Here is a 23,491-nt window from a genome sequence, read left to right on the forward strand (position 1 = left end):
CCGAGATTAACTTTTCTTCTATTATTCTTGAAACGGGCGATCTTCGCTAATCTGAATCGGCTCAATCATCTTCGCTTGGCCCGTTTGGTCATCAATCTCTAAAATACAGGCAGATAAAATTGTCCGCCCTGTTTCGACTACCTCAAAGCGCTTCGGCAATGCTGTCATAAACTTCTCAATAATCGGTTCACGCTTCATTCCTAGAATCCCATCATAAGGTCCGGTCATACCGACATCACTTAAGAAGGCTGTCCCTTTCGGTAAAATCCGAGCGTCATTTGTTTGAACATGCGTATGTGTTCCAACAACGGCTGAAACTTGGCCATCTAAAAACCAGCTCATGGCTTGTTTTTCACTCGTCGTTTCGCCATGAAAATCCACAAAAATGAGCGGTGTCCGTTTGCGAGCGATAGCCACTAGCTCGGCGGCTTTCTTGAAAGGATCTTCCAATGGCACCATAAATGTGCGGGCCTGTAAATTAATCACCGCTAGTTCCAATTGATTGACTTTCACAAAAACCATTCCTTGACCAGGCACATCTTCTGGAAAGTTCGCTGGACGAACCATTTTCTTCGCATCATCAATGAATTCAAAGATATCCTTGTTGTCCCACGTATGGTTACCCATCGTAACAACATCGACACCATCTTGCAAAAATTTCTTATAAATCTTGCCAGTAATTCCCCGACCAGATGCCGCATTTTCACCATTGGCAATGGTCACTTGTGGACGATATTTCTTCTTTAATTTAGGGACATACGTTGCTAGGGCTTCTCTTCCTAAAGAACCGACAACATCTCCTATAAATAATATACGCAAAAAGGTTCCTCTTCTCTTTTTAACATCTCTTGTTTATTATAGTTGTTTTCGCTTTGAAAAGAAAGTTTTGGTTTTAAAAGATTAAAAAAAGTGTCTCAACGAACAATCCTTGCAATTGTTCGTTGAGACACTACACGCGATACTTATTCGCTTTTTATTTTATTTCGCATAGTCAACGGCACGTGTTTCACGGATAACCGTTACTTTGATATGTCCTGGATAATCCAAGTCATCTTCAATTTTCTTCCGAATGTCTCGAACTAAACGAACAGATTCTAAATCAGAAATTTCTTCTGGTTTCACCATGACACGAACTTCACGTCCTGCTTGAACAGCAAAACTTGAATCAACGCCTTCAAAACTATTAGAAATATTTTCTAAGTTTTCTAAGCGGCGAATGTAGTTTTCTAACGATTCACTACGTGCACCTGGACGGGCTGCAGATAACGCATCTGCGGCTGCCACTAAAACAGAAATAACTGAGGTTGCTTCCACATCACCATGATGCGAGGCAATGGCATTAATAACTACTGAATTTTCTTTATATTTCGCAGCTAATTCTGCGCCAATCTCAACGTGAGAACCTTCAATTTCATGATCTAATGCTTTCCCAATATCATGTAGTAAACCTGCACGTTTGGCTAATTGAACATCTTCGCCTAATTCGGCGGCTAAAACGCCAGCCAGTTTTGCTACTTCGATTGAGTGGTTCAAGACATTTTGACCATAACTTGTTCTGAAACGTAAACGGCCTAAAATTTTAATTAAATCAGGATGTAACGTATGAGCACCTACTTCAAAGGCTGCTTGTTCTCCGTATTCACGAATCCGTTCATCCATTTCTTTACGTGATTTTTCTACCATTTCTTCGATACGAGCGGGATGAATCCGACCATCTTGGATTAATTTTTCCAAGGTCATTCGAGCGATTTCTCGTCTGATTGGATCAAATCCGGATAACACAACCGCTTCTGGCGTATCATCAATGATTAAGTCAATCCCTGTTAATGTTTCCAATGTACGAATATTACGTCCTTCACGACCAATAATGCGACCTTTCATCTCATCATTTGGTAAAGTGACCACGGAAACAGTTGTTTCAGAAACAGAATCGGCGGCGCAACGTTGAATTGCTAGGGAAAGCAAGTTCTTCGCTTTGCGATCAGATTCTTCTTTGGCACGTTGTTCTGACTCCTTGACCATCAAGGTTAGTTCATGATTCAACTCTTCTTCTGTTGACTTCATAATAATCGATTTTGCTTCTTCTTTTGAAAGGGAAGCAATTCGTTCTAATTCTTGATGTTGCTGATTAATTAAGTTTTCTACTTCTTTTTCTCGCTCATCAATTAATTGCTGTCTAGCACCAAGTTTCTCTTCTTTTTCTTCCAGTGAGCCTTCACGTTTTTCAAGAGAGTCATCTTTACGATCCAACGTTTGTTCCCGTTGAATTAAACGATTTTCTTGAGATTTAAGTTCTAATCTGCTTTCTTTCAACTCACTTTCAATTTCTGAACGATACTTCTGGTTCTCTTCCTTAGCTTCTAGCAATGCTTCTTTTTTCAGTGTTTCTGATTCTTTCCGAGCGTTCTCGAGAATACTCGACGCTGAAATTTTTGCACCATTTATTGCTTTATCATGACGTGACTTTGCAATAACAAATCCTAAACCAAGACCGACAATCAAACCGACGATAGCGAGGAGAATATTTAAAACCATATTTCCACCTCCATACTATCTTTTTGTTAATTCATATCTTGTAGTTTTTTGATAAACTAAAATCAATTATCAATATGCCTACTTGCATATTTGTGCATACACACAATTTTATTCTAATGTTTGTCGTGAAAGGTGTCAACTTAAAAAAGCCCTTTCTTTTGGAAAGGGCAGCAAATATTAGACAACGTCACATTTTTAGGTTTCCGCCGTCACGAATTGTTTAAATTTTAGAACAAACGACGCATAGTCTGCTGTTTGACTAAGCTGCTTGATGTAGATGGGCTCGGACATGATTTCAATAAATTTTTCAAAAAAGTCATCAAAGATTGGTGCGTCTTCTTGACGAATTGCTACTAAAGCCACCAACTTCACCTCATAATTAGCCCACCGAATAGGCTCTTGTAAGGTCATGATTGAAATACCACTTTTCTCTGCTGTTCGATCAATAGCATGGGGGACAGCGATACCTGATGGAAAGCTTGTTGGAGAAAGCTGTTCTCGTTTTTTCACACTTTTTTTAAAATCACTCGAACAATATTTTTGTATACTCATTCGTTGAATCATTTGATCAAGTAACATTTCAGGGGTTAAATCTGCTGGATCAATCTGGCTAAAATATAACTCCTTAGCAATGAACTGATCTGTTCTTATTTTCATCTGCCGCTTTCGCTTTTGTCCTTTTAAAAGATACATTCGATTTTCAATTTTCCGCAGTTCTTTTGTTGTAATAAAGGAGTGAATAAAGATTGCTCCTTCATATTTTGTGGCTAACCTACGATTAGTAGTGACTAGCAAATCAAATTTTTTCTGATCAATATTGGTCTGACGAACGACTTGTATATTTATTTGATTTCCAAAATGTTCTTGAAGTTTTTTCTGAAGCACTTCACGCATATTATGATAATCCTCCACCACCAGTAAAAGGAGAAATGGTTGCTGTTCTGTTCGCTGACTTTCCAAAAATGAGCCAAGATGTAAAGCGATAAAAGAAATCTCATCTTCTGTAAACCAAATACTTAAACGTTCTTGAATAAAGGAAGAAATGTAAACAGAAATGTCATAAATCAAAGGATAGCCTGTCTTTAAGTCCCATAAACGACTATTTCTTGTAAAAGCTTCAACATTTGAACGATCGTATAGTCCCTGTAAATGAATTGCTAATTTATTGAAAAACTCTTTGTTTTTCAATTGAATAAAATAGATTTGCTCAACCTTTTGTAAAACTTCTTCTAACACTTCAATAATTTTCGGATTCACAATCTGTTGTAATTGTGTTTTTTCACTATTCACTGTGTGTTCTTTTTGAATTCCTACAAATAATAACGAAAGTTGCGCTAACTCTTCTTTCGAGAATAGAATGTCGTAAGTTTCTTCTAAACGTAGGGCAATTTCTTTGGCCATTTGATATTCTTCTGAGTGATTTTCGGCTAATTTTGGTTTCGTTAACAAGGTGTGGCCTTGTCGGATACGCTCAATGCTAATCGCATAATGTAAAACAATATTGTTCAAGACATACTGGTTTAACCTTCTTTCATAATTAAAAAAAGTTTGTTGAATCATTTCCTCTAACTCTTCTAACGAAATATAGCCAATCATTTCCCGTACACTACGGGTCAATTTTTCTTGAAAATCACTTTCTGCATATAATAATGAAACCATGTATTGCCGTTTAGCGCGTTCTGTTCCTGTTAACCAAATATTCGCTCCTTTAAAACAAATCGTTGTTTGTTGATTTGCTAACTCTTCTTTTAATTGTTGAAGGTCATTTTTGGCGGTTGATTCAGAAATGTATAAACAATCTGCTAAATCATACAGGTTCACTCCTTCAGAGGAATGTTTTAATAGTTCAAGAAAAATTCTAGCTTTTCGTTCCTTACTGGGCGTTTCCTGTAAAATCGAAATTTGATCATTTCTACGATAGCCCCGTTGACTAGACAAAATAGCTTCTGGGTAGGCTTCATTGATTTTTGCGACACGGTTGCGAATCGTTCTTGTTGTACAACCACAAAATTCTGCTAACTCTTTGGCTGTCACCCAATGATGTTGCTGACTTTCTAAAAAAAGTATTATCTCTCTTTGCTTACTTTCCAACCTTCCCACATCCCTTTAAAAGAAAAGAAGAAGACGATTGCTTTTTATTAAAACAATAATCAACTTCTTCAATTAATCTAGATTTCTTCACCATTGGTTGCAATCACTTTTTGATACCAAGTAAAGCTATCTTTTTTCATACGTTTTCCTGTTCCCTTCCCTTCATTATCTAAATCAACATAAACAAACCCATATCGTTTTTCCATTTGCGCTGAAGAACAACTAATGATATCAATCGGTCCCCAAGCACAATAAGCAATCACATCTACGCCATCATACATGGCTTTTTTCATTTGTTGGATGTGTTCAGATAAATAAGAAATTCGATAATCATCATGGATTTGACCATCTGTCACTTTATCATACATACCAAACCCATTTTCCGCTATAATTATCGGTTTCCCATAACGATCCCAATATTGAGAAAGTGAGTTGTATAATCCCTGAGGGTCTACTGCCCAGCCCCAAGGATTGACTTTCAGTGTTGGATTTGGCGTGACAGATGCTGGATTCATTGAATTTTTTTCTGAATCAACCATCTGTGAATAATAATAAGAAATTGCTAAATAATCCATCGTATTTTCTTTTAGCATTTGTTGATCTTCAAGTGTAATATCTATCTCAATTCCGTGTTCTTCAAAATAGTTCAACGCATATTGCGGGTACTCACCACGAAATTGAACATCTGTATAAAAGTATTCCATTCGATTTCGCTTCATGGCTAAAATGACGTCATCTGGCTTACACGAAAAAGGGTAGACAGTACAGTCGGCAACCATTGTTCCCATTTGCATTTGAGGATTAATTTTTTTAGCGTACGCAACTAATTGTGCACTTGCGATAAACTGATGGTGAATCGCTTGAAAACTTGCTTCTTCATAATTATCCACTGTATCATAAGGAATTGCTGTTGAGTTAAACGGTTCAAATTGAATCAGATTAATTTGATTAATGACAATCCAATATTTTACTTTTTCTTTGTAACGTTCCAAAAGGACTTTGCCATATTTTACAAATAAATCAATAACTTTTCGATTGTTCCAACCACCATATTTCAATGAAATTTCAATCGGAGTTTCATAATGTAGAATAGTGATGATTGGTTCCATCCCTAATTCAATGATTTTGTCGATTAATCGATCATAATAAGCCAAGCCCGCTTCGTTTGGTGTTTCTTCTTCCCCTGTTGGAAAAATCCGCGTCCAATCAATAGAAGTTCGGAATGTTTTGAAACCTAATTCTTTAAGCAATGCTAAATCTTCTGGATAAGTATGATAAAAATCAATCCCATGACGTTTAGGATAGTAGCCATCAGTATCTGCTAGATTCGCTTGAATGTCTGCTACAGACATGCCTTTTATTTGTTCTTGGCTGATTTCTGCATTTGTTTTATCTGGATAGTATTTGTGTACATCCGCTAAACTGATGCCTTTACCATCTACTTGAAACGCTCCTTCTGCTTGATTTGCGGCAATTGCGCCACCCCATAAAAAATCCTTTGGCATCTGATAATCTTTAAACATTATTTTTCCTCCTGACATAATTGTTGACTAAACTTTTTAAAAAGCTTCACTAAATGCTCACCAATTAAAATTTCACTTTGAGCCGTCATTAAGGTATCTTGTGCATGACAAAACAGCGTCGAGTAACGAATTTGTTCTCCTGAAGCTTCTAATTGTAACGTATCTGTCTGTATGCCATGTGCTAAAACGACTTCTTTCCGTGCCTCTATTAACTCCTTTTGTGCCTGCTCATACGAAGTCTCTTCTAATTTTTCTAACGCTTGAACTAGATGGTCTCTCGCATTTCCTGCATGAATTAAAATATTCATTGATAACTGATTTAACTGCTCATTTTCTTCCATAATAACCTCTCCTTTAACCTTAAATAATTACTTCTTTTTGCACTTCTTTTTCTTGCTTAAGCAGTGATTGATCATATGCTTTGAAAAATGGCAAGAATACCAGCCATGTAATGACAAAAATAAGCACGCAAACAACAACCGCTCGAATATCTTGTGTCGCTAAATAAGAGGTAAATGGATATGGCATATACCATAATAAAAAGCTTTGCGTAGGAATATTGACGAATCCCCAATACATCGTAGCGTAGGCAATTGATGGAACAACGAGTGCATTAATCCACATAGGAATCATCAAGTATGGATTAAAGGCAATTGGCGCACCGAAAACTAGTGGCTCGTTGATATTAAAAATTGAAGGAATCAACACAGCTTTGCCAATTGCTTTTAGTTGTGCAGATTTGCTAAGTAAAACCATCATGACAGACAAGGACAATGTTGCACCAATCCCGCCCATCGATGAAAAAGCGTAACACGTTTCTTGTGTCGCAATATTCACTGCATGACCACCATTCGCTACAGCTTCCGCATTTGCAGCTAAACCAGCCATATAAACAGGATAGATTACAGGCATCATCACCCAACCAGAGATTCCAAATGTATAAAGAAAGACTGGAATAAACACAGATAAAACAAACCCCGGATATGATTGCACAATATTTGCTAATGGACTGAAAATTAGAATAACGATATCAAAAAAATCAATCCTAAATTGAATAGTGATCAACCAACCGACAAACAAGATAAAGGTAATTGGCAGCAGACTATTAAACCAACCAACCACAAAATCGGGAATTGGTGTATCTTCATCAAAAAAAGATTTTTTGGCAGCCAAATGCATCACAAGACTAACAAAAAGGCCTGTAATCATCGCTAAAAACATCCCTGTTGCACCAAACCTTGAAAGAATAAAGGTAATTTCACCTTTCTCAGATAACGTTGGAAAGAGCAAAATCATAAACAAAACAATGCTAGTAGCACCTGCTATTAATTTTTGTCCGCTATGACCTTTCTTCTCCATCAAATAATAAGGAATCATAAACGAAACGATTAACCCAAACATTCCAAAAGAAAAATTACTAATCATTGAAAAATCTGGCATGCTTGGAAAGAGATTTTTTAACAAAGAGACCACTGTAACTAACGAACCTACAAAAACCAATGGAAGAGCCGCCATAATTGCATCCTGTATAGCAGAAATCCAAGGATTTTTAACTACTTTATTCACTTTCGGCGCGAAAGAGTTCGTCATAAAATCCATAATTTTTTTCATTCACTCATTCCTCCATTGTCATTATTAGGTCTAAGGCTTTTTCTCCATCTAAGCTTCCATAAATAGCTTGTGGAATAACCATAGCCTTCACTTTTTTCTCAGCCATTTGCTCTTGAATATCATTTAACATATAAGCTAAATGTGGTCCAATTAACAAACAATCAATTTCATTTATACGTTCATCCAGTTGAGATTCACTTGTCGCTTTAACTGTCACTTCAATCTGTCTTTTTTTAGCAGCTTTTCTAATCGCTGCAGCCATGAATCCACTTGATGCACCCGAACCACAAATTAGTAAAATATTTTTCATTTTCTCCACCACTTTCTTTTTTGTGTCTTAATTATAGAAAAAACTTGTATCCGCTTACAAATAAATATTTTTCCTATCCTTAGGAAATAAAAAAAAAGACAACACCTGTCCTGTTCAGTAAGTGTTGTCCTTCTTCTTAACGAGTCGTATTCACTCGTTATTTATTCATCTAAGGGTAATTCTTCTTGACCTTCTGCTTCTTCTGTAATGGTTGAACCGTCACCGATGCCGTATGCATCACGGACCAATTTAGACACTTCTGCCATCATTTCAGGATGATCCGCCATGTATTGTTTGGCATTTTCACGGCCTTGGCCAATTCGTTCTTCTTTGTAGCCATACCAAGCACCACTTTTGCTGATAAGGTCTTTTTCCACAGCCATATCTAGTAATTCGCCTTCTTGGGAAATCCCTTGGCCATACATGATATCAACTTCTGCCACTTTAAATGGTGGCGCCACTTTGTTTTTAACGACTTTAATTTTTGTGCGGTTACCGACGATGTCTGTTCCTTGTTTTAACTGTTCTGCACGACGGACTTCTAGACGAACCGTTGCGTAGAATTTCAATGCACGTCCACCAGGAGTTGTTTCAGGATTTCCGAACATCACGCCAACTTTTTCACGAATTTGGTTAATGAAAATAGCAATTGTTTTTGTCTTATTAATTGAGCCTGATAATTTACGTAGTGCTTGAGACATTAGTCGAGCTTGTAAGCCGACATGGCTCGCTCCCATCTCACCATCAATCTCTGCACGAGGAACTAACGCAGCAACCGAGTCGATGACAACGATGTCAATCGCACCACTTGAAACTAAGGCATCGGCAATCTCTAAGCCTTGCTCACCCGTATCTGGTTGAGATAAAAGTAATTCATCAATGTTAACGCCTAGTTTCTCCGCATATTGAGGATCCAATGCATGCTCAGCATCGATAAAAGCGGCTGTTCCACCATTTCGTTGCACTTCTGCAATTGCGTGTAAAGAAACAGTTGTTTTACCTGAACTCTCAGGACCATATACTTCAATAATTCGGCCACGTGGATACCCACCTACGCCCAATGCAACATCTAACGCTAAAGAACCACTAGGGATAGTTGAAATTTTTTGATCAGCTTTTTCGCCTAATTTCATAATAGAACCTTTCCCAAAGTTCTTTTCAATTTTTTTCAGTGCGGCATCTAAAGCCACTTTACGATCATCTGCCAATGGATAATCCTCCTTTAATTTATATAAACTTATTTTTCATTTCCTGTTAGTAGGTCTATCATATCTCTTTTGTACCAAAAAAGCAAGAAAAAACCGAACAAACATTCGTATATTTATTTTTCATTAATGATTCGGCGCCGCAAAAGATCTAACCCTCGCATAACCGCACTCTGTCTAATATAATTTCGGTCACGGTTAAAATGGAAACATTCTGCAACGGTTGGTTGGCCTTCTTCCGCCAGCCCAATCCAAACAGTGCCTGTCGGTTGACCTTCGATTGGGTCACCAGCGACCCCAGTAAATGATAAACCATAGTTAGATTTAGCTAACTGACGCGCTTTCTCTGCCATTTCTTTGGCACACGCTTCACTTACCGTGCCATGCTCTTCTAAAAGTTCATGAGAAATTCCTAAAAAGTTCTCTTTTGTTTCTTGCGAATACGTCACGAAGCCTCCCTTAAAAATCTTCGAAGCACCCGCAATTTCCCCCAGTGTACTTTGGAATAGGCCAGCGGTGAGGCTCTCAGCAGCCGTGACGGTTTGTCCGTTTTGTAATAACAAATCCACTGTTACCTTGGCTAAACTATTGTCATCCCCATACCCATAAAAATAGTCTCCCACTTTAGCTAAAACCTTTTCTTCCGTCGCTGTTAATAATTCTTCGCCAGCTACTAAGTCTTTTGTTTTAACTGTTAAACGAAGTGTCACTTCATTAGGCTTAGCATAAGGCGCAATGGTTGGATTCGTTTGGTGCGCAATCAACGATTGAATCTCGGTCACCAGCTGTGATTCACCAATGCCATAAAAACGCAAGACTCTTGAAATCAATTGTTCTTCTTGTGGAAACGCATCAATCAATAAAGGTCGTGCCGCTTGTTGGAACATCGGAATTAACTCATTGGGCGGCCCTGGTAAGAGCAAATAGCTTGTTGTGCCTTCTGTTACGAAAGAACCAACCGCTAATCCTGTCGGGTTTTGAAGAACTTGTCCACCTTCAATGGCTAACACTTGTCGTAAATTATTTTCCGTCATTGGCCGCTTAGACTGTTGGAAAAACTGGTGCAAGCGGTTCAATCCTTCTTGATCTTCTACTAATGATTTATGGAGATGTTGTGCAACAACTTGCTTGGTTAAATCGTCTTCTGTAGGTCCTAGCCCTCCACACAGGACAATTAAATCACTTCTTTTTTCTGCTTCTGTTAGTAGCGTTTCTAAGCGGCCGCCGTTATCGCCAACAACGGTCTGATAGTAAACATCGATGCCTAGCGCAGCTAACTCTTCTGATAAAAAGGTGGCGTTGGTATTCACTACTTGTCCCAGTAATAACTCTGTTCCGACTGCAATGATTTCTGCTTTCATTGATTTCCCCTTCTCTAATAACATACGTAGTTAAACTCACTTTCCATTTTAGCACAACAAAATTTTTACAAAAGAATTTGAGCTTCAGGAAATAATTTTTTTATCAGGAAATTTATTAATTATTACGAAAAAAATGTTCATTTTCTCACAATACATTGTATAATAACGTTATATCGAAAGGAGAGAAATGAATGAGTGTAGTATTAGGACTTTTGGGTCTATTAGGGTTACTTGTCAGCGGGGGACTGACTATCAAAGCATTAATTAAGAAACAACCGAAAAAACAATATGGCTATGCCGCATTAGCAAGTGCCGCTCTATTTATTGGTGGGGTTGCCACGACAGATTCTTCCCCAACGCTTTCACTTGATGCAGAGAGTGTTGAAACCGATGCCAATGGCTCAGCCACCATCAAAGGCGAATACGACGGCAACAGCAAACTAACGGCCAATGGCAAGGAAGTAAAAACGAAAGACAAAACGTTTGCTTACAAAGTAAAACTGTCCGATGAAAAAACGCAAAAAATCACCTTTGTGGCTGAGAAGAAAGATACCAAAGTTGAAAAATCAGTCGAAGTCACACCGTCAAAAGAATTTATTGCGAGCATCACAGATTCTGAGCAAGAATTAGCCAAAACAGAAAAAGCTTTAGCTTACGCTGAAAAACAACCTTCTCAGAAAAACTATGATGAAGCCGCAACCTTAGTATCTTCATTAAGTCAAGAATACGAGGAATACAATGATCGCCTTGAAAAAATCAAAGAAGCAGTACCTGTTGATGAAGCAGTTACAACTGCTGAAAAATCTAAAAGTAAAAGCGATTATCAAGCAGCTGAAAAATTAGTAGCTGCTGCCCCAGTTGGCAAAGAAGGATTTCAACAACGATTAACGACTGTTCAAACCGCTATCGCTGAAAAAGAAAAAAATGAACAATTAGTCGCCAGTGCAACTGCCGCTGTTGAAAAAGCTGAACAAGAACCAACTAATGAAGCTTACTATAATGAAGCGATCAAACAAATTGACGCTTTAAACTCCCCAAATCAAGCTTTAACAAAACGGGTAGCCGTTGTTAAAACTCAATTAGATGCCCACAAAGAAAAACAACGAAAAGAAGCAGAAGCTCAGAAACTAGCCGCTGAAAAAGCGCAAAAAGAACAAGCCGAAGCGGCAGCAAAAGCGCAAGCTGAAGCAGAGGCGCAACAAGCCGCACAGGCGCCGGCGGAAGTCGAGACGGCTGCTGCGGAAGCACCAAGCGGTAACGCCTTAATTAAAGGGTCACGTAATGGAATTTATCATGTACCTGGAAGTAGATATTATAATAGAACTACGAATCCAGTAGCTTGGTTCTCTACTGTTGAAGAAGCAGAAGCAGCAGGATACCGAGCACCCAAACAGTAAATACATTAGCAATAATTAATCAAACAAGAAAATGGGGCCTCCGTTGTTTTAACGGAGGCCCCATTTTCTTGTTTTTTATTGATACACACTAATTCGTTGATTTGGGTGTGCATTACTTTCCACTTCATCTAACATGGCAACGGCGTAGTCTGCGTAACTAATGTAGCTGTCACCTTGACTATTGGTTGTTAATTCTTCGCCAGCGACTTCATAATGGCCTGTCGCAGGACCTTCAGCATCAAACATGGCTGCAGGACTAATATAGGTCCAGTGAATGTTTTGAGCTTCTTTCAATAAGTTTAAAGCTTCGCCCATCGCCGAAGCTAATGGCTGAATTTCTGCTGGGAATGATGGTGTATCTTTTAATTGAGTTGTGTGTTCTGGGTCCACATACAAGGTTCCAGCGCCCCCAACGACAAACAAGCGCGTTTTTTGATTGGTTAAAATCTCAATCAAATGCTGGGTAGATTTTGGGAAATCTTGCACATCAGGGAATCCTAAGGCACTAATTAATACATCAAACGCTTGAATATCTTCTGTTGTTAATTGATAAACATCTTTTTCAATGGTCGGTGTGCCATCTGTTATTTTTGAGGCATTACGAACGATGGCTGTCACGTCCATCCCGCGACGTTTAGCTTCTGCTAAAAGTAATTGTCCTTCTTTTCCTGTTGCTCCTAATACTGCTACTTTCATGTAAATCATCCTTTCATTTTTAAATAGAACTAAAATAGTTACATTTAATACTTTAAAAGTAGAGAGATTACTTATCTCTCTTAACTTCTATTTCATGAATCACATCTGCTAAGGTGATGCTTTTCAATTCTTCTTCCATTTTTTGTTGCACTTTAGTAAATTCAGTTTCTAGTACCGATTGGATATTTGCCCCAACGGAACAGTTTGGATTAGGATTTTGATGAATATTGAAAATCTCTCGTTCCAATTCAACCGCTGTATAAATTTCATACAGTGAGATCTCTTCTGGTTTCTTTAATAAGGTATTTTTATTGGCTCCACGCATGGAATGAATCAAGCCGGCTTTTTTTAACTGGCTCATTAGTCGTCGAACAACGACTGGATTCGTATTCACGCTCGAAGCAATGTATTCAGAAGTCACTTGTTCTTGAGGACCTGTTTCAATCAAACTTAAAATATGAATCGCAACACTTAATTTCGTTGACATGGCCATGTCTAATCACTCCAAACTAAATGTAACGTTATTTGTTACATTTATAGAATACGCTGTTTCGTTTTATTTGTCAATGAGAAACCTCTGACTATTCAAAATAAAAATCATTTGTTGAAACAACACGGGCCCCAAACGGCATTAACGCTAATTTCGCCAATTTAAAGGATTGTTGCCCAAACGGAATACCGATGATTGTCAAACAAAGCAATAAGCCACTAATACAATGTCCAATTGCTAATGGTAATCCACTGATAATCAGCCAAATAATGTTTACCACCAAAGATACGCCGCTATCACTATACACGACTCGCTTTTTAAACGGCCAAAAGCTCAACCCCGCTAATTTAAAACATTGTAAACCAATCGGAATACCGATAATTGTAATACACCAAATCACGCCTGCGAATAGCCAAGATAAGCCACCAAAAAAGCCGCCAAAGATGAACCATAAAATATTGCCAAGTGTTTTCATTCCTGTTCCTCTACTTTCCTCATTAAAAATTATGTATGTGAGTAAGTATACCACGAAAGCTTCTTTTTGTTTCAAACAATATTGTAAGGTCGCTGACTCATTAAAAGACGAAGACGCTATTTCATGATACAATGAAGAGACTAACGATAAAGGAGCAGACTTCATGGACTTACATTTAACCGTTGATCTAAAAAAAACAAAGACACTCATTGATTTAGCCGATCAGGCCCACTTAATCATTGAACAAACAACTAAATTACCGAAAAAAGAGGCAGCGATTCTTTTCTTGCTAAGAGATAACCAACTAGTTGCTTTAGGACTTGCTGAAGAAAAAGCTACATATAAAGAAGTTTCTTTTGATCACTCGATTTTATTGAAACCGACTTGGGACACAGAACTTGCCTATTTAGCGCAAGCTTTCCTAGATGATGCGAAAGAAAGTGGTTTAACATTGGAAGCAACCCCAGCGACAGTCAAAATTCCGAAAAGTGCGGTAGCGACAGTGACTAACTATAAAGAAACAGTCACCTTTATCTTGGAACGTTTTGGCTACTCTCTGTTTAAAAAACCGGCGCCGAAGAAAGCCAGACCAGCCAAAGCACGCCACAAATGGACAAAAGAAGTCAGCCAAATTCCTTTTTATATTGATACTCGACAAAGCAAAGCAACTGTTTTTTGGCAAAAGCGCAATGAAATGCTTATTAAAGCTGGCGCGACAATGATGCCCGAAGCCCCTTTAAATAAAGACGGGTCTGTCGGTTTCTCCGCCAGATTTGGTGAAAAACTTCGTGATGAACGCAAGGGCCAATTTAAAGACTTTGTCACAACGGAAGATATCGTCTTAAAAAGCGTTAATGAAGTCGGCTTGTTTCTCTATTTTGCTGGAACAAACAGCTGGTTAGAGCTAGTTGATGAGAACGGCAAAACCTTAAATGAATGGACTGTGGTGGAATAAACCTTATAAAAAATGTCGCACCTGATTTTTATGATTCAGGCGCGACATTTTTTTAATTTAAATAACTTTTTGCTATCGCTTGATACTTATCAATCATATCTAAATAATTATCAATTTCGACATATTCGTCGACTTGGTGTGCAGTAGTGGTCACGCCTGGTCCAAAGACAACGCAATCAAATGTATTGTCTGATTTAGTAAATTCAGCTAAGTCTGTGGTCCCAGCGCTTGTCACTAATGGTAATGGTTGATCAAATTGGGCTTGAATGGCTTGAATTAACGCAGAATCTTTCTCAGCTTTTACAGGAATTTTATTGTAATCAATCGTTAATTCTAACTGATGTTTTTCTTTTTTGTTCAATTCATCGACAATTTTTTGTAATAATGCAATGACTTGGTCGTTGCTGAATTCTGGAATTGAACGGATATTCCCTTGCAAGGCTGCTTGACCTGGAATACTGTTCACTTGTGTGCCACCTTTAATGACGGTTACATTGTGAATCGTTCGACCTAATTCAGGATTTTCATAGTTTGCTGTGACTTCCGCCATTTGTTGGTTTGCTTCTGTAATAAATTCGTTCAAATTATTAATCGCGTTAATGCCTTCTTCTGGCATCGAACTGTGGGCTTCTTTTCCGTGTGACACAACAGAATAGTTAATTGAACCCATGTGCGCATACATCAAGTTATAATTGGTTGGTTCTCCAATGACTAAGGCACTTAAATCATCCGCATAGCCTTTTTCAGTTAATTGGCCAGCACCTAGCTCACCGACTTCTTCACCAACTGTACCTAAAAATTTAACCGCTCCATTTAATGGAACTTCCTTTTCTTTTAATTCAATCATTGCTAAAACCATTGCGACTAAGCCGCTTTTCATGTCCGTTGCGCCACGGCCATACAATTTTTTTCCTTCAATATGGGCCGCAAATGGCGGGAAAGTCCATTGACTTTCGTCCCCTTCAGAAACCACGTCCATGTGGCCACTAAACCCTAAGACTTTTTCTCGGTTTTCACCTAAATAAGCAACCAAACTACTACGATTTGGTGCATAAGAAACAAGTTCAGAAGGGATCTCATATTTCTTCAAAAGATTTTGTAAATAGATTGCCACTTCTTCTTCGTTTCCATTTACAGATTTAATTTTAACCACATCTTGTAAAATACTAATTTTTTCTGATTTTTCCATTGCCATTCGCCCTTTCTTGTTATGCTTAATTCTAGTGTACGCTTCTCTCAGTAAAACCGCAACTGACTTGGTTAGGTCAGTAAAAAACACGCGACAGTTTTAAGAAATGTCGCGTGTTTTTTACTGAGTTTATTTTAAATAATTAGGCGCTGCCAATTCATTCTCAATGACTTGATTAGGAATCACAAATTCAGGGGTGCCCATATAGTAAGGCGCAATCTCTCCTTGAGGAAACACAATCACTAATTGGTGTTTTTCATTGATATAGAAAGGTTGGTCCTTTTTAATTTTTTTGAAGGATTGAACATCACTGGGGGCATCCTCTTTTTCGGACCAGTATATTTTATTGCTATCGTTCTTCATTTGGTCTGCTATTTGTTGTTTAATTTCACTACTAATGACATCAATGTAAAAATCATTTTTAAAAATTAAGGGGAGTGAAACGACAACATTGGCTCGTTTGTCGATGGTGTCATATTTCGTTGTCGTCGCAGAGCTGCCTTTAATTTCTGTGAAGGTTCGCTTGACCACTAGGAAGCGACGGTCGTCCACGACTTTTTCATAATCTCCAGTGACTGAAACACGAGAACCATCAAACAATTGCCCTTTGACTTGTTGAAATTCTGTTTGGGCTTCTTTCAAGTATTTTTTATTGAGCGTGTCGGCTACTGAAGATTCTTGGGATGTTTGGATTTTAGGGACATCGATGTTTACTTCACTTTCCTGTTTTTTCGCTGTCAACGTTTTGATGGTGACTAATTGAACAATTTTATCTAACACAGGAATGTTGCGGGCTGCTTCACTAAAACCTGGAAACAAATTGACTGATAAGACAAAGCCACAAGCCACCACTAAACTACTTTGCAGTGAGCGGTTTCTAAAACGAAGCCAGGTGTACCGCTTTTTCTCTTTATGAAAACGCGCTTTGACTTCCGCTTGTAGATCCGTTGGCAACGGTTGTTGGCGGTATTCTTTTGAAAAGTTTTTAACAACACTTTTTACAAAATCTTCCATTATTTTTTCGCTTCCTTTCTTTTACTAATTCAATAGACTTCGGAGTTCATTCAAACTGCGGTACATCTTCGTTTTAATCGTGTTTTCGTTAATATCCAGGATCAAGGCGATTTCTTTTAGCGTAAATCCTTCAAAAAATTTTAATAGAATAATTTCACGATTGGGACTATCTAATTGATTAATAATTTCTTCAATTTCTAAAAAACTGCGTTGGGGATTATTTAAAAGGGCTAACACATGTTCATCTTTTTCAATATGAACAGCTTCTCGTTTCTTTTTACGCCAATAATCTGTCGCTACAGAAAGCAGAATTCGAAAGAACCACGCTTCAAAATCCTTAATATCGGGTCCTTTTTGGATGGCCTTCAGTGCCTTTTCAAAGCTTTCTTGAATCACATCCAAGGCATCTTCTTTCGAATGTGTATAATTAAAGGCAATGCGATACATTTTTTCATATTTGGTATCCACAAGCGTTTCTAACGCGCGAATTTGTTTTTTTCTTTTCCAACCATCGAAAACCATCGATTTCTGGAACCTCCTTTCCTGTACACTTATATAGACGAATCACAAGCATAAAAAGTTTCAACTTTTTTATTATTTTTAATTTTTATATTCTAAAAGAAAAAGCGCGGTACAAAAATCACTTTGGATTTTTGCTCCACGCTCAAAATCTGATAAACGGCGGGAACAGAACCAGCTCCTTCGGAAATAAGCCGAAATTATCCAAAAATTAAAGAACAATTTCCGGAAATTTCTTCTTATTTCTCGGAGCTAAGCGGTGCTGTCCCAACCTTGTTTTCTTCTCCCGAGTGCGGTCTTAGTGCACTCAGCGTTTTAATAAAATGCGACCAATCAACAGGACGTGGTGGCGCTAGCCAAATAATTTGAGTAATCTCAGGCCAATCGACAAAATGAATATCCGATAAAATTAATTGTACACTTTCATCTACATGTGCTTTGAAAATGATATTCCATTCCGTAATTTTTTCAATATTTTTTTGTATCATACGATTATAGGCTTCACCAAAGGAAAAGTCGACACACAATGTAATCGGAGCCAAAACTTTTTTCAATGGTAACGCATCCACCATTAACAACAGATACCGATAAAATAAAAACTGTCTGGCATCCCAAACAGCGGGATTCGTTTTTTGTTCTTGAATAAATTGTCGACTAGCAGAAAAATACTCTGTATACGTTTCTGCAAAGTAGGTTATATCCATTTTGCGATAACTATAGTTTGCTTCTATTGGAAAATGGAACAATTTAAAATGTACGATTGTTACTTTTTGTTCAAAACCTTGCAGGACTTCCTCGGAAAGCTGAAATTGTATTTTTAAATAGCTTAACAAGTCACGATTCAATTGTTGAATTTCTGCAAATCTTTGGCAAAGTGCTGCTGAAGCTACTTGAAGCCACTCTTCAGCAATTAAAAATAAGAGTAAATAATTGCCTTCGTTTGTTCGTTGTGGTTCTGGGATTTGAAGACTCTCTAACCAATTGAAAACATTCTGCTGATTGTCACCGGCTAATTGTTTTAACACTTGCGAATCTACTTTTTTCTCTACATAAAACTGTTGCTGCGTTCGTACTAAAGAAACCGCCAAAAAATGAAAACATTTAGCTTGTGCATAGCCCGCACGCTGATTAAGATGTACCTTCTCAGAAAAAAATAGCTCAAAGTTCCGAATCTGCTCTAAAACTTTTTTACCGTACAATGAAAAATCACGTTGGTATAATTGTAAAAAAACCAGTGTTGTTACTTCGCGTAAATTGGTTTCATTTCCCACCAAGTGAAATTCTTTATTAATTGTAATTTGATAATTTTCCAGCATTTTCTTTAATTCCTTGAACTCCTTATAAGCCAATGTGTGACTAACAAAGTGTTCTAACGCAAACTCATTTACAGAATCAAAACGCTGAAAAAAGAAATCTTGAAACATAGCAAAACGTAACGACTCTTTAATATAGCAATCAATCAAAGTAGCGGAAGTTTCCGTTCCTGATTCATTAAGCGTTAAGAAAATACCATCGCTCACAATTTGAAAATCCTCTGATAAACCAAATTCAATAAAATCGGCATTTAATTCAGCGACCGTTTTGTTCACGATAAATTCAGATAATTCTAACTCCTGCATTACGGTTTCTTTTGACTCTGTTAACATCGGTGCATTTTCCAGTAACTGAAATAAGGCGATTTTTCTTTTATCCACTTTATTTAAAAACATCATCAATATCATAGACTTCTCTCACATCCATTTTTTTCCCATACAATCCATTTCCTGAAAGAAAGTACCCAACCGCTGCTAAATAGCTTTCAGATTCTTCATCGCCGCCTGCACCAAGTCCGTTAGGAAAGACAAAATCTTTATTCACTTGTAAGGGATGAGCCGTTGTTTCTTTTGTTTGTTTCTTTTTTTCTTTTGACATTGCCGGTTTCTCCACAGGTTTGTCTTTTTTCTTGGGTGAAGGCTTTTTTTCTTCAGAAGGAACCGTAGTTTTTTGATCTTCCTGAGGGGTTGGCGCAGGTTGTTCCGGTTCTGACTTTTCCTGAGGGGTGATTGATTCTGGTTTTGGTTGAATTTCTTCCGTTGGTTCTAAGGGATTATAAATAGGTGTCGCCAATGTTTGAATTGGTTCTATTTCGACAGCCGTAAAAATTAGCAAAGAACTAAATAAAAAAAGATACTTTTTTCTCATGGCTTCTCACTCTCTCTACCTCTACTTTATGGGAAGCAATTCCTTGTAAAAGTACCTTTACTTTTACAAGGAAAACCCTTTTTGTCAATAGATAGCCCTTTTTATTGCTCAGATTGTTGTTCTTCCTCTTTTTTCTTTTTACGATACAAGAAGAAAATCAATAAGAGCAGCGCTAGAATGATTAATGCAATCAGTAGATACAACCACCAATTGGTTCCTTTAATAGTTACGTCTTTTTCATTTAATTCTTTAGCGACGTCCCCAGAAATAGTAAATTCTTTTGTAAATTCCCATTTGTACAGGTACCGTTCTTCACCATTGGCACCTTTGACTTGATAGGTACCCTTTTCATCTTTTACACCATAGGCCGTTGATTTCAAGACATATTTTCCTGGCGTTAATCGTTCCCCTTTTAAAGAAATTGGGTAACTAAAGTTAGAGTTTGGCGCCACTTGCATATCCTCAGTATCGGATTGGTAAAGCGTTTCGCCTCCTTTTGAAACAGTGTTGATTAAATGTAATTGGTTTAAATAGGCCGCTTGTGGGTTTTGTAAAGAAACATTGATGACGTTTCGCGCGTTGACTTGGCCTGGTTTAACCCCCAGTAATTTTAAATCTGGTTGAACCTTTGTCTCATTTTGCTGAAGAATAATGGCCACAACATAGGAGTATTCATTATTAATAGCTAACCCTTTTGATTGGTCCGCAGAAGTCGTGGTTTCTTTCTTTTTCTCTTTGAGTGTTATGCCGCCAGCCATCACGCCATCAAAAGAATCTTTAGGCATCGTGATGGTTAAAGGTAAGGTCTTTTGGGAATGCTTCGGCAAGATGATTTCTTTCGGTGTTTCCACATAATCTTTTAAGTTAAAGCGTAAAGTTTTGTCAGGTTTGATCCCGTTTTGCCCATATTCTACTACGCCATTTAAATTTGTTGTCGCTGAGTTCACCGTATTTTCAATGGTAATGTCTTCATCTGTATCATTGCGTAACTGAATTTCTACGGTTTGTTTGGCACCAGGCGCCATTTTTAAGTCAAAGTAGGTTTTTGATTTATCCACTTGATTTTCGGGAATTGTTGGTGTGACCGCAAAATTAAATTCAGAAGCGTGCGCCTCCACGCCAATCCAGCCAAATAGCATACAAGCGATTACCGTTGCATATACTTTCCATCTGTTCATATTCATTCTCCTAAGTCTGTCATTCTTTGTTGTATTATAAGCACCAAAAGACCGAAAGATAAGCCAAAAATTTTTGACTTATATCCCGATCTTGCGTGTATGCTGTCGTTCTTAGTTTCCTGTGTTAGCAGGTGTATCTGTCAAAGTCCAAGTAAAAGTTGTCGTGTATTTTTTCGCATATTTTGTGGTTGAACCAGGTACTTCTAATGAAATACTTGTTTTAGCGGCATCTACACTATCGCCCCAGCTCATTAAGTACGTACCCGCACCTTCTTTATCGCCAGCAGCCATGACCACTGATTCAGCCCCAGTTGGGTTTAATTCAATCGTAGCTGGCGCTGTCGTTGGTTTTGCAGATTGTGAAGCTGAAACCACGCGTCCGTTGCTTAAAGTTACTTTGGCCGCTGTTAGTTCTTGGTTGGCTTCAGTTTTGAATTGACCATTTTGTTTTACTTTTAACGTCCAACCTGTTTCAGTCCCACGATTATCTGAGACTTGAACAAAGTTCGGGCCTTCTTGGTCGGCACCAGCATTATCTTTGTATTTTTGTGTTTCTGCATAGTAGGTCATATTTTTTGAGGTAATCGTTTGTTCCCCAAAAGATAAGCTAGATGCATAGTCAATGGATAACGGACCTGCTGTCCCTGGCTTAGGCCCTGTCGGATCAGTTGGATCAACTGGCGTAATTGGTTTATCCGGATCTGGATTCGTCGGATCAACTGGATTCGTTGGGTTCGTATTTGGTGCAAATTGAATCGCTCCGTTTGTTTGGTATTCACCACCGTCGACTGCTAATGCACTCATTGGTACAAGTGCCAGTGCGCCTAAAGTTGTGGTTGCCATCAATGTCATTACTTTTGTCTTTTTCATTTATTTCCCTCCATTATTTACTGGTACATCTGAAAGTAGCCAAGTCAATGTTGTTTTATATTGTACTGCATCCTTAGGGGTTTTCCCGGGAACAGTTAGTGAGATTGCCCGTGTGATTGTGGCATTTACTTGCTGTCCTTGTTGATTTTTTTCGGTCACTTTTTCTGCTTGCCCCCACAGCGTGATCCACGTTCCGGCACCGGTCTTTTCTGGGGCTTGCATGACAACAGTTTCTGCGCCCGCAGCATCTAATTGAATGTTTGCGGTAGCTGTTGGCGGCAATACGTCCGTCGCATTTGAGCGAACACTGGGCTCAGTAAAGGCGACGGTGGCGCCTGTTAATTCTTTGTGTAATGTTTCTGCATTACGAAATTGACCATTTTGTTTCACTTTTAAAACCCAGCCAGCATTGGTTCCCCGTAAATCACTTACTTGTACATAATTAGCAGTTGCCAATTCACTTGCTGAACCATCTGGATTTTTATAGGTTTGCGCTCTGGCAAAATACGTTTGATCCTTATTCGATATCTCATTACTCCCAAAATCCAAACTTGAGGCATAATCGATGGAAAGTGGCCCAGGTGTGCCTGGATTAGGTCCATCAGGATTCGTTGGATCGACTGGTCGAACTGGTTTTTCTGGATCGGGATTTTCTGGATTCACTGGATCCGTCCCATCTGTGCTTGGGGTAAAAACAATCGACTGTTCGCTATCAAAAACGACCGTCGCCGCTTCAGCAGGAACAGTGGCGCCAAGCAACATTGTTCCGAATAACAAGGAGTAGACGACTGTTTTTTTCATTTACTTAGCCTCCAACATTCGTTGGCACAGATTTCAATGTCCACGTTAATGTCGTACGATATTCTTTTGCTAATTTAATCGCTTTACCTGGGACATTTAATTTCACGGCAGTAGCACCTTCTGTCGCATCTTTCCCAAAACGATAGACCCAAGTTCCCATTCCTTTGCCATCTTCTGCTTTGACTAATTCTACTTCTGTTCCGGGAACAAAGGTATGTGCTGCTGTTGGTGTTGGCGCGTATGCGGCATCAACAATCGATGTCACACCTGCATTGGCAATCGATAAAGCGGCCCCAACTAATTCTTCATTTTGGGCTGTTTTGAATTGCCCATTTTGTACAGCGCTTAACGTCCAGCCTTCTTGTGTCCCACGTTTATCCGTTACCTGAACATAGTTGGGACCTGTTGTTCCATCTTTAAATGTTTGAATTTGTGCGTAATAATCTTTCGTATCGGAAGTGATTTTTTGGGCGCCAAATTGAAAGCTTGAAGCATAGTCAATTGATAAGGGGCCTGCAGTCCCTGGTTTTGGTCCAGTTGGGTCAGTTGGATCTTCTGGTTCAACTTTTTCATCTGGATTGGTTGGGTTAACTGGCTTCGTTGGATCTGTATCTGGTTCAAATGTAATGGCGCCATTACTTGTATAGTTCACGTTAATGTCTTCCGCAAATGCTTGTTGTGTCGCTAGGACACCGCTAAATCCTACAATCCCTACTACTGCTAATACTGTTTTTTTCATCTTCTCTTCTCCTTTTAATAAATAATATGCCTATAGTGATAAGGCTGATTCCCAAATAAATAAATGGTGCTTGATTGGTGGTACCTGTCGCTGGTAATCTTCCTTGTCGCGACCCATATACGCCAGAAGAAAGGACGGATGAAGCGCCTCCGTCAGCTGGCTTGGTGGGTTCGGTCGTTGTGGAAGAATTACTAGTCGCTGTTGTCGACTCTTCTGTGGGATATTCATACGTTCCATAAAAGGAGACAACACCACTATTTTCATAAGCTGCTTCCCCAAACGCAGTGTCTGAATGACAGAAGCTGAAAAGACCTAAAAAACAACTAAGCAAAAGGTATTTTTTCATCTCAC

24 protein-coding genes are annotated in these 23,491 nt (G+C 38.5%); 2 read left to right on the forward strand and 22 right to left on the reverse strand.

Annotated elements, in window-relative coordinates; all coding sequences use genetic code 11:
- Positions 1-21: 21 nt before the first annotated feature.
- The 9 genes from IGJ20_RS12480 to IGJ20_RS12520 form a co-directional block, all read right to left on the reverse strand.
- A complete protein-coding gene (locus IGJ20_RS12480; RefSeq protein ID WP_002354864.1) occupies positions 22-819 on the reverse strand; it encodes a TIGR00282 family metallophosphoesterase in 798 nt (265 codons plus the stop codon).
- Positions 820-978: 159 nt separating this feature from the next.
- Positions 979-2,535 (reverse strand): ribonuclease Y, encoded by a 1,557-nt coding sequence (rny, locus tag IGJ20_RS12485; protein WP_002354863.1) that lies wholly within the window; start codon positions 2,533-2,535, stop codon positions 979-981.
- A gap of 195 nt (positions 2,536-2,730) precedes the next feature.
- Complete coding sequence (locus IGJ20_RS12490) at positions 2,731-4,635, reverse strand: BglG family transcription antiterminator (protein WP_126254806.1); 1,905 nt, start codon at positions 4,633-4,635, stop codon at positions 2,731-2,733.
- A gap of 68 nt (positions 4,636-4,703) precedes the next feature.
- Positions 4,704-6,167: a glycoside hydrolase family 1 protein gene (locus IGJ20_RS12495; protein ID WP_002383207.1), complete on the reverse strand. Its 1,464-nt coding sequence runs from the start codon at positions 6,165-6,167 to the stop codon at positions 4,704-4,706.
- Entirely contained in the window at positions 6,149-6,490 is a 342-nt protein-coding gene (locus tag IGJ20_RS12500) for a PTS lactose/cellobiose transporter subunit IIA (RefSeq protein WP_002359005.1), read from the reverse strand. Before IGJ20_RS12500 ends, IGJ20_RS12495 begins: the two co-directional genes overlap by 19 nt.
- Before the next feature lie 19 nt (positions 6,491-6,509).
- A complete protein-coding gene (locus IGJ20_RS12505; RefSeq protein WP_126254807.1) occupies positions 6,510-7,760 on the reverse strand; it encodes a PTS sugar transporter subunit IIC in 1,251 nt (416 codons plus the stop codon).
- Positions 7,761-7,764: 4 nt separating this feature from the next.
- Entirely contained in the window at positions 7,765-8,070 is a 306-nt protein-coding gene (locus tag IGJ20_RS12510) for a hypothetical protein (RefSeq protein WP_010821936.1), read from the reverse strand.
- 161 nt (positions 8,071-8,231) lie between these two features.
- Positions 8,232-9,278, reverse strand: a complete 1,047-nt coding sequence (gene recA / locus IGJ20_RS12515) for a recombinase RecA (RefSeq protein ID WP_002354860.1) — start codon at positions 9,276-9,278, stop codon at positions 8,232-8,234.
- A gap of 113 nt (positions 9,279-9,391) precedes the next feature.
- Complete coding sequence (locus tag IGJ20_RS12520; protein ID WP_126254808.1) at positions 9,392-10,636, reverse strand: competence/damage-inducible protein A; 1,245 nt, start codon at positions 10,634-10,636, stop codon at positions 9,392-9,394.
- A 191-nt stretch (positions 10,637-10,827) separates the two neighbouring features.
- Between IGJ20_RS12520 and IGJ20_RS12525 the strand changes: the two genes are divergently transcribed.
- Positions 10,828-12,033 (forward strand): hypothetical protein, encoded by a 1,206-nt coding sequence (locus IGJ20_RS12525; protein WP_002359001.1) that lies wholly within the window; start codon positions 10,828-10,830, stop codon positions 12,031-12,033.
- A 75-nt stretch (positions 12,034-12,108) separates the two neighbouring features.
- Here the strand turns inward: IGJ20_RS12525 and IGJ20_RS12530 are convergent, their stop codons facing one another.
- From IGJ20_RS12530 to IGJ20_RS12540, 3 genes are all read right to left on the reverse strand, one after another.
- Positions 12,109-12,738 carry an NAD(P)-dependent oxidoreductase gene (locus tag IGJ20_RS12530; protein ID WP_002354854.1) on the reverse strand — a complete coding sequence of 210 codons (630 nt, stop codon included), beginning with the start codon at positions 12,736-12,738 and terminating at the stop codon, positions 12,109-12,111.
- A 58-nt stretch (positions 12,739-12,796) separates the two neighbouring features.
- Positions 12,797-13,222, reverse strand: coding sequence for an Rrf2 family transcriptional regulator (locus IGJ20_RS12535; RefSeq protein WP_002383201.1), 426 nt, complete (start codon positions 13,220-13,222; stop codon positions 12,797-12,799).
- A gap of 88 nt (positions 13,223-13,310) precedes the next feature.
- Entirely contained in the window at positions 13,311-13,694 is a 384-nt protein-coding gene (locus IGJ20_RS12540; protein ID WP_002358999.1) for a YccF domain-containing protein, read from the reverse strand.
- Positions 13,695-13,857: 163 nt separating this feature from the next.
- Between IGJ20_RS12540 and IGJ20_RS12545 the strand changes: the two genes are divergently transcribed.
- Positions 13,858-14,649, forward strand: a complete 792-nt coding sequence (locus tag IGJ20_RS12545) for a hypothetical protein (protein WP_002354848.1) — start codon at positions 13,858-13,860, stop codon at positions 14,647-14,649.
- Between the two features lie 52 nt (positions 14,650-14,701).
- Here the strand turns inward: IGJ20_RS12545 and IGJ20_RS12550 are convergent, their stop codons facing one another.
- From IGJ20_RS12550 to IGJ20_RS12595, 10 genes are all read right to left on the reverse strand, one after another.
- Positions 14,702-15,838 carry an ArgE/DapE family deacylase gene (locus IGJ20_RS12550; protein ID WP_126254809.1) on the reverse strand — a complete coding sequence of 379 codons (1,137 nt, stop codon included), beginning with the start codon at positions 15,836-15,838 and terminating at the stop codon, positions 14,702-14,704.
- Positions 15,839-15,967: 129 nt separating this feature from the next.
- The gene (locus tag IGJ20_RS12555; protein WP_126254810.1) at positions 15,968-16,852 is read right to left on the reverse strand and encodes an RsiV family protein; all 885 of its coding nucleotides are present in this window, start codon (positions 16,850-16,852) and stop codon (positions 15,968-15,970) included.
- A 24-nt stretch (positions 16,853-16,876) separates the two neighbouring features.
- Positions 16,877-17,374 carry an RNA polymerase sigma factor gene (locus IGJ20_RS12560; protein ID WP_002354845.1) on the reverse strand — a complete coding sequence of 166 codons (498 nt, stop codon included), beginning with the start codon at positions 17,372-17,374 and terminating at the stop codon, positions 16,877-16,879.
- 236 nt (positions 17,375-17,610) lie between these two features.
- Positions 17,611-19,092: a helix-turn-helix domain-containing protein gene (locus IGJ20_RS12565; protein WP_002378832.1), complete on the reverse strand. Its 1,482-nt coding sequence runs from the start codon at positions 19,090-19,092 to the stop codon at positions 17,611-17,613.
- Positions 19,067-19,552, reverse strand: coding sequence for a hypothetical protein (locus IGJ20_RS12570; protein ID WP_002372750.1), 486 nt, complete (start codon positions 19,550-19,552; stop codon positions 19,067-19,069). The genes IGJ20_RS12565 and IGJ20_RS12570 overlap by 26 nt, the downstream gene beginning before the upstream one ends.
- A gap of 101 nt (positions 19,553-19,653) precedes the next feature.
- Entirely contained in the window at positions 19,654-20,736 is a 1,083-nt protein-coding gene (locus tag IGJ20_RS12575; protein WP_002380985.1) for a DUF916 and DUF3324 domain-containing protein, read from the reverse strand.
- Between the two features lie 105 nt (positions 20,737-20,841).
- Positions 20,842-21,600: a WxL domain-containing protein gene (locus IGJ20_RS12580; RefSeq protein ID WP_002383195.1), complete on the reverse strand. Its 759-nt coding sequence runs from the start codon at positions 21,598-21,600 to the stop codon at positions 20,842-20,844.
- Positions 21,601-22,401 (reverse strand): WxL domain-containing protein, encoded by an 801-nt coding sequence (locus IGJ20_RS12585; RefSeq protein WP_002385162.1) that lies wholly within the window; start codon positions 22,399-22,401, stop codon positions 21,601-21,603.
- Positions 22,402-22,405: 4 nt separating this feature from the next.
- Positions 22,406-23,140: a WxL domain-containing protein gene (locus IGJ20_RS12590; protein WP_002365407.1), complete on the reverse strand. Its 735-nt coding sequence runs from the start codon at positions 23,138-23,140 to the stop codon at positions 22,406-22,408.
- The gene (locus IGJ20_RS12595; protein ID WP_002354835.1) at positions 23,097-23,486 is read right to left on the reverse strand and encodes an LPXTG cell wall anchor domain-containing protein; all 390 of its coding nucleotides are present in this window, start codon (positions 23,484-23,486) and stop codon (positions 23,097-23,099) included. Before IGJ20_RS12595 ends, IGJ20_RS12590 begins: the two co-directional genes overlap by 44 nt.
- Between the last annotated feature and the right edge of the window lie 5 nt (positions 23,487-23,491).

Source organism: Enterococcus sp. DIV0294, from assembly GCF_050558155.1.
GTDB classification, from domain to species: domain Bacteria; phylum Bacillota; class Bacilli; order Lactobacillales; family Enterococcaceae; genus Enterococcus; species Enterococcus faecalis.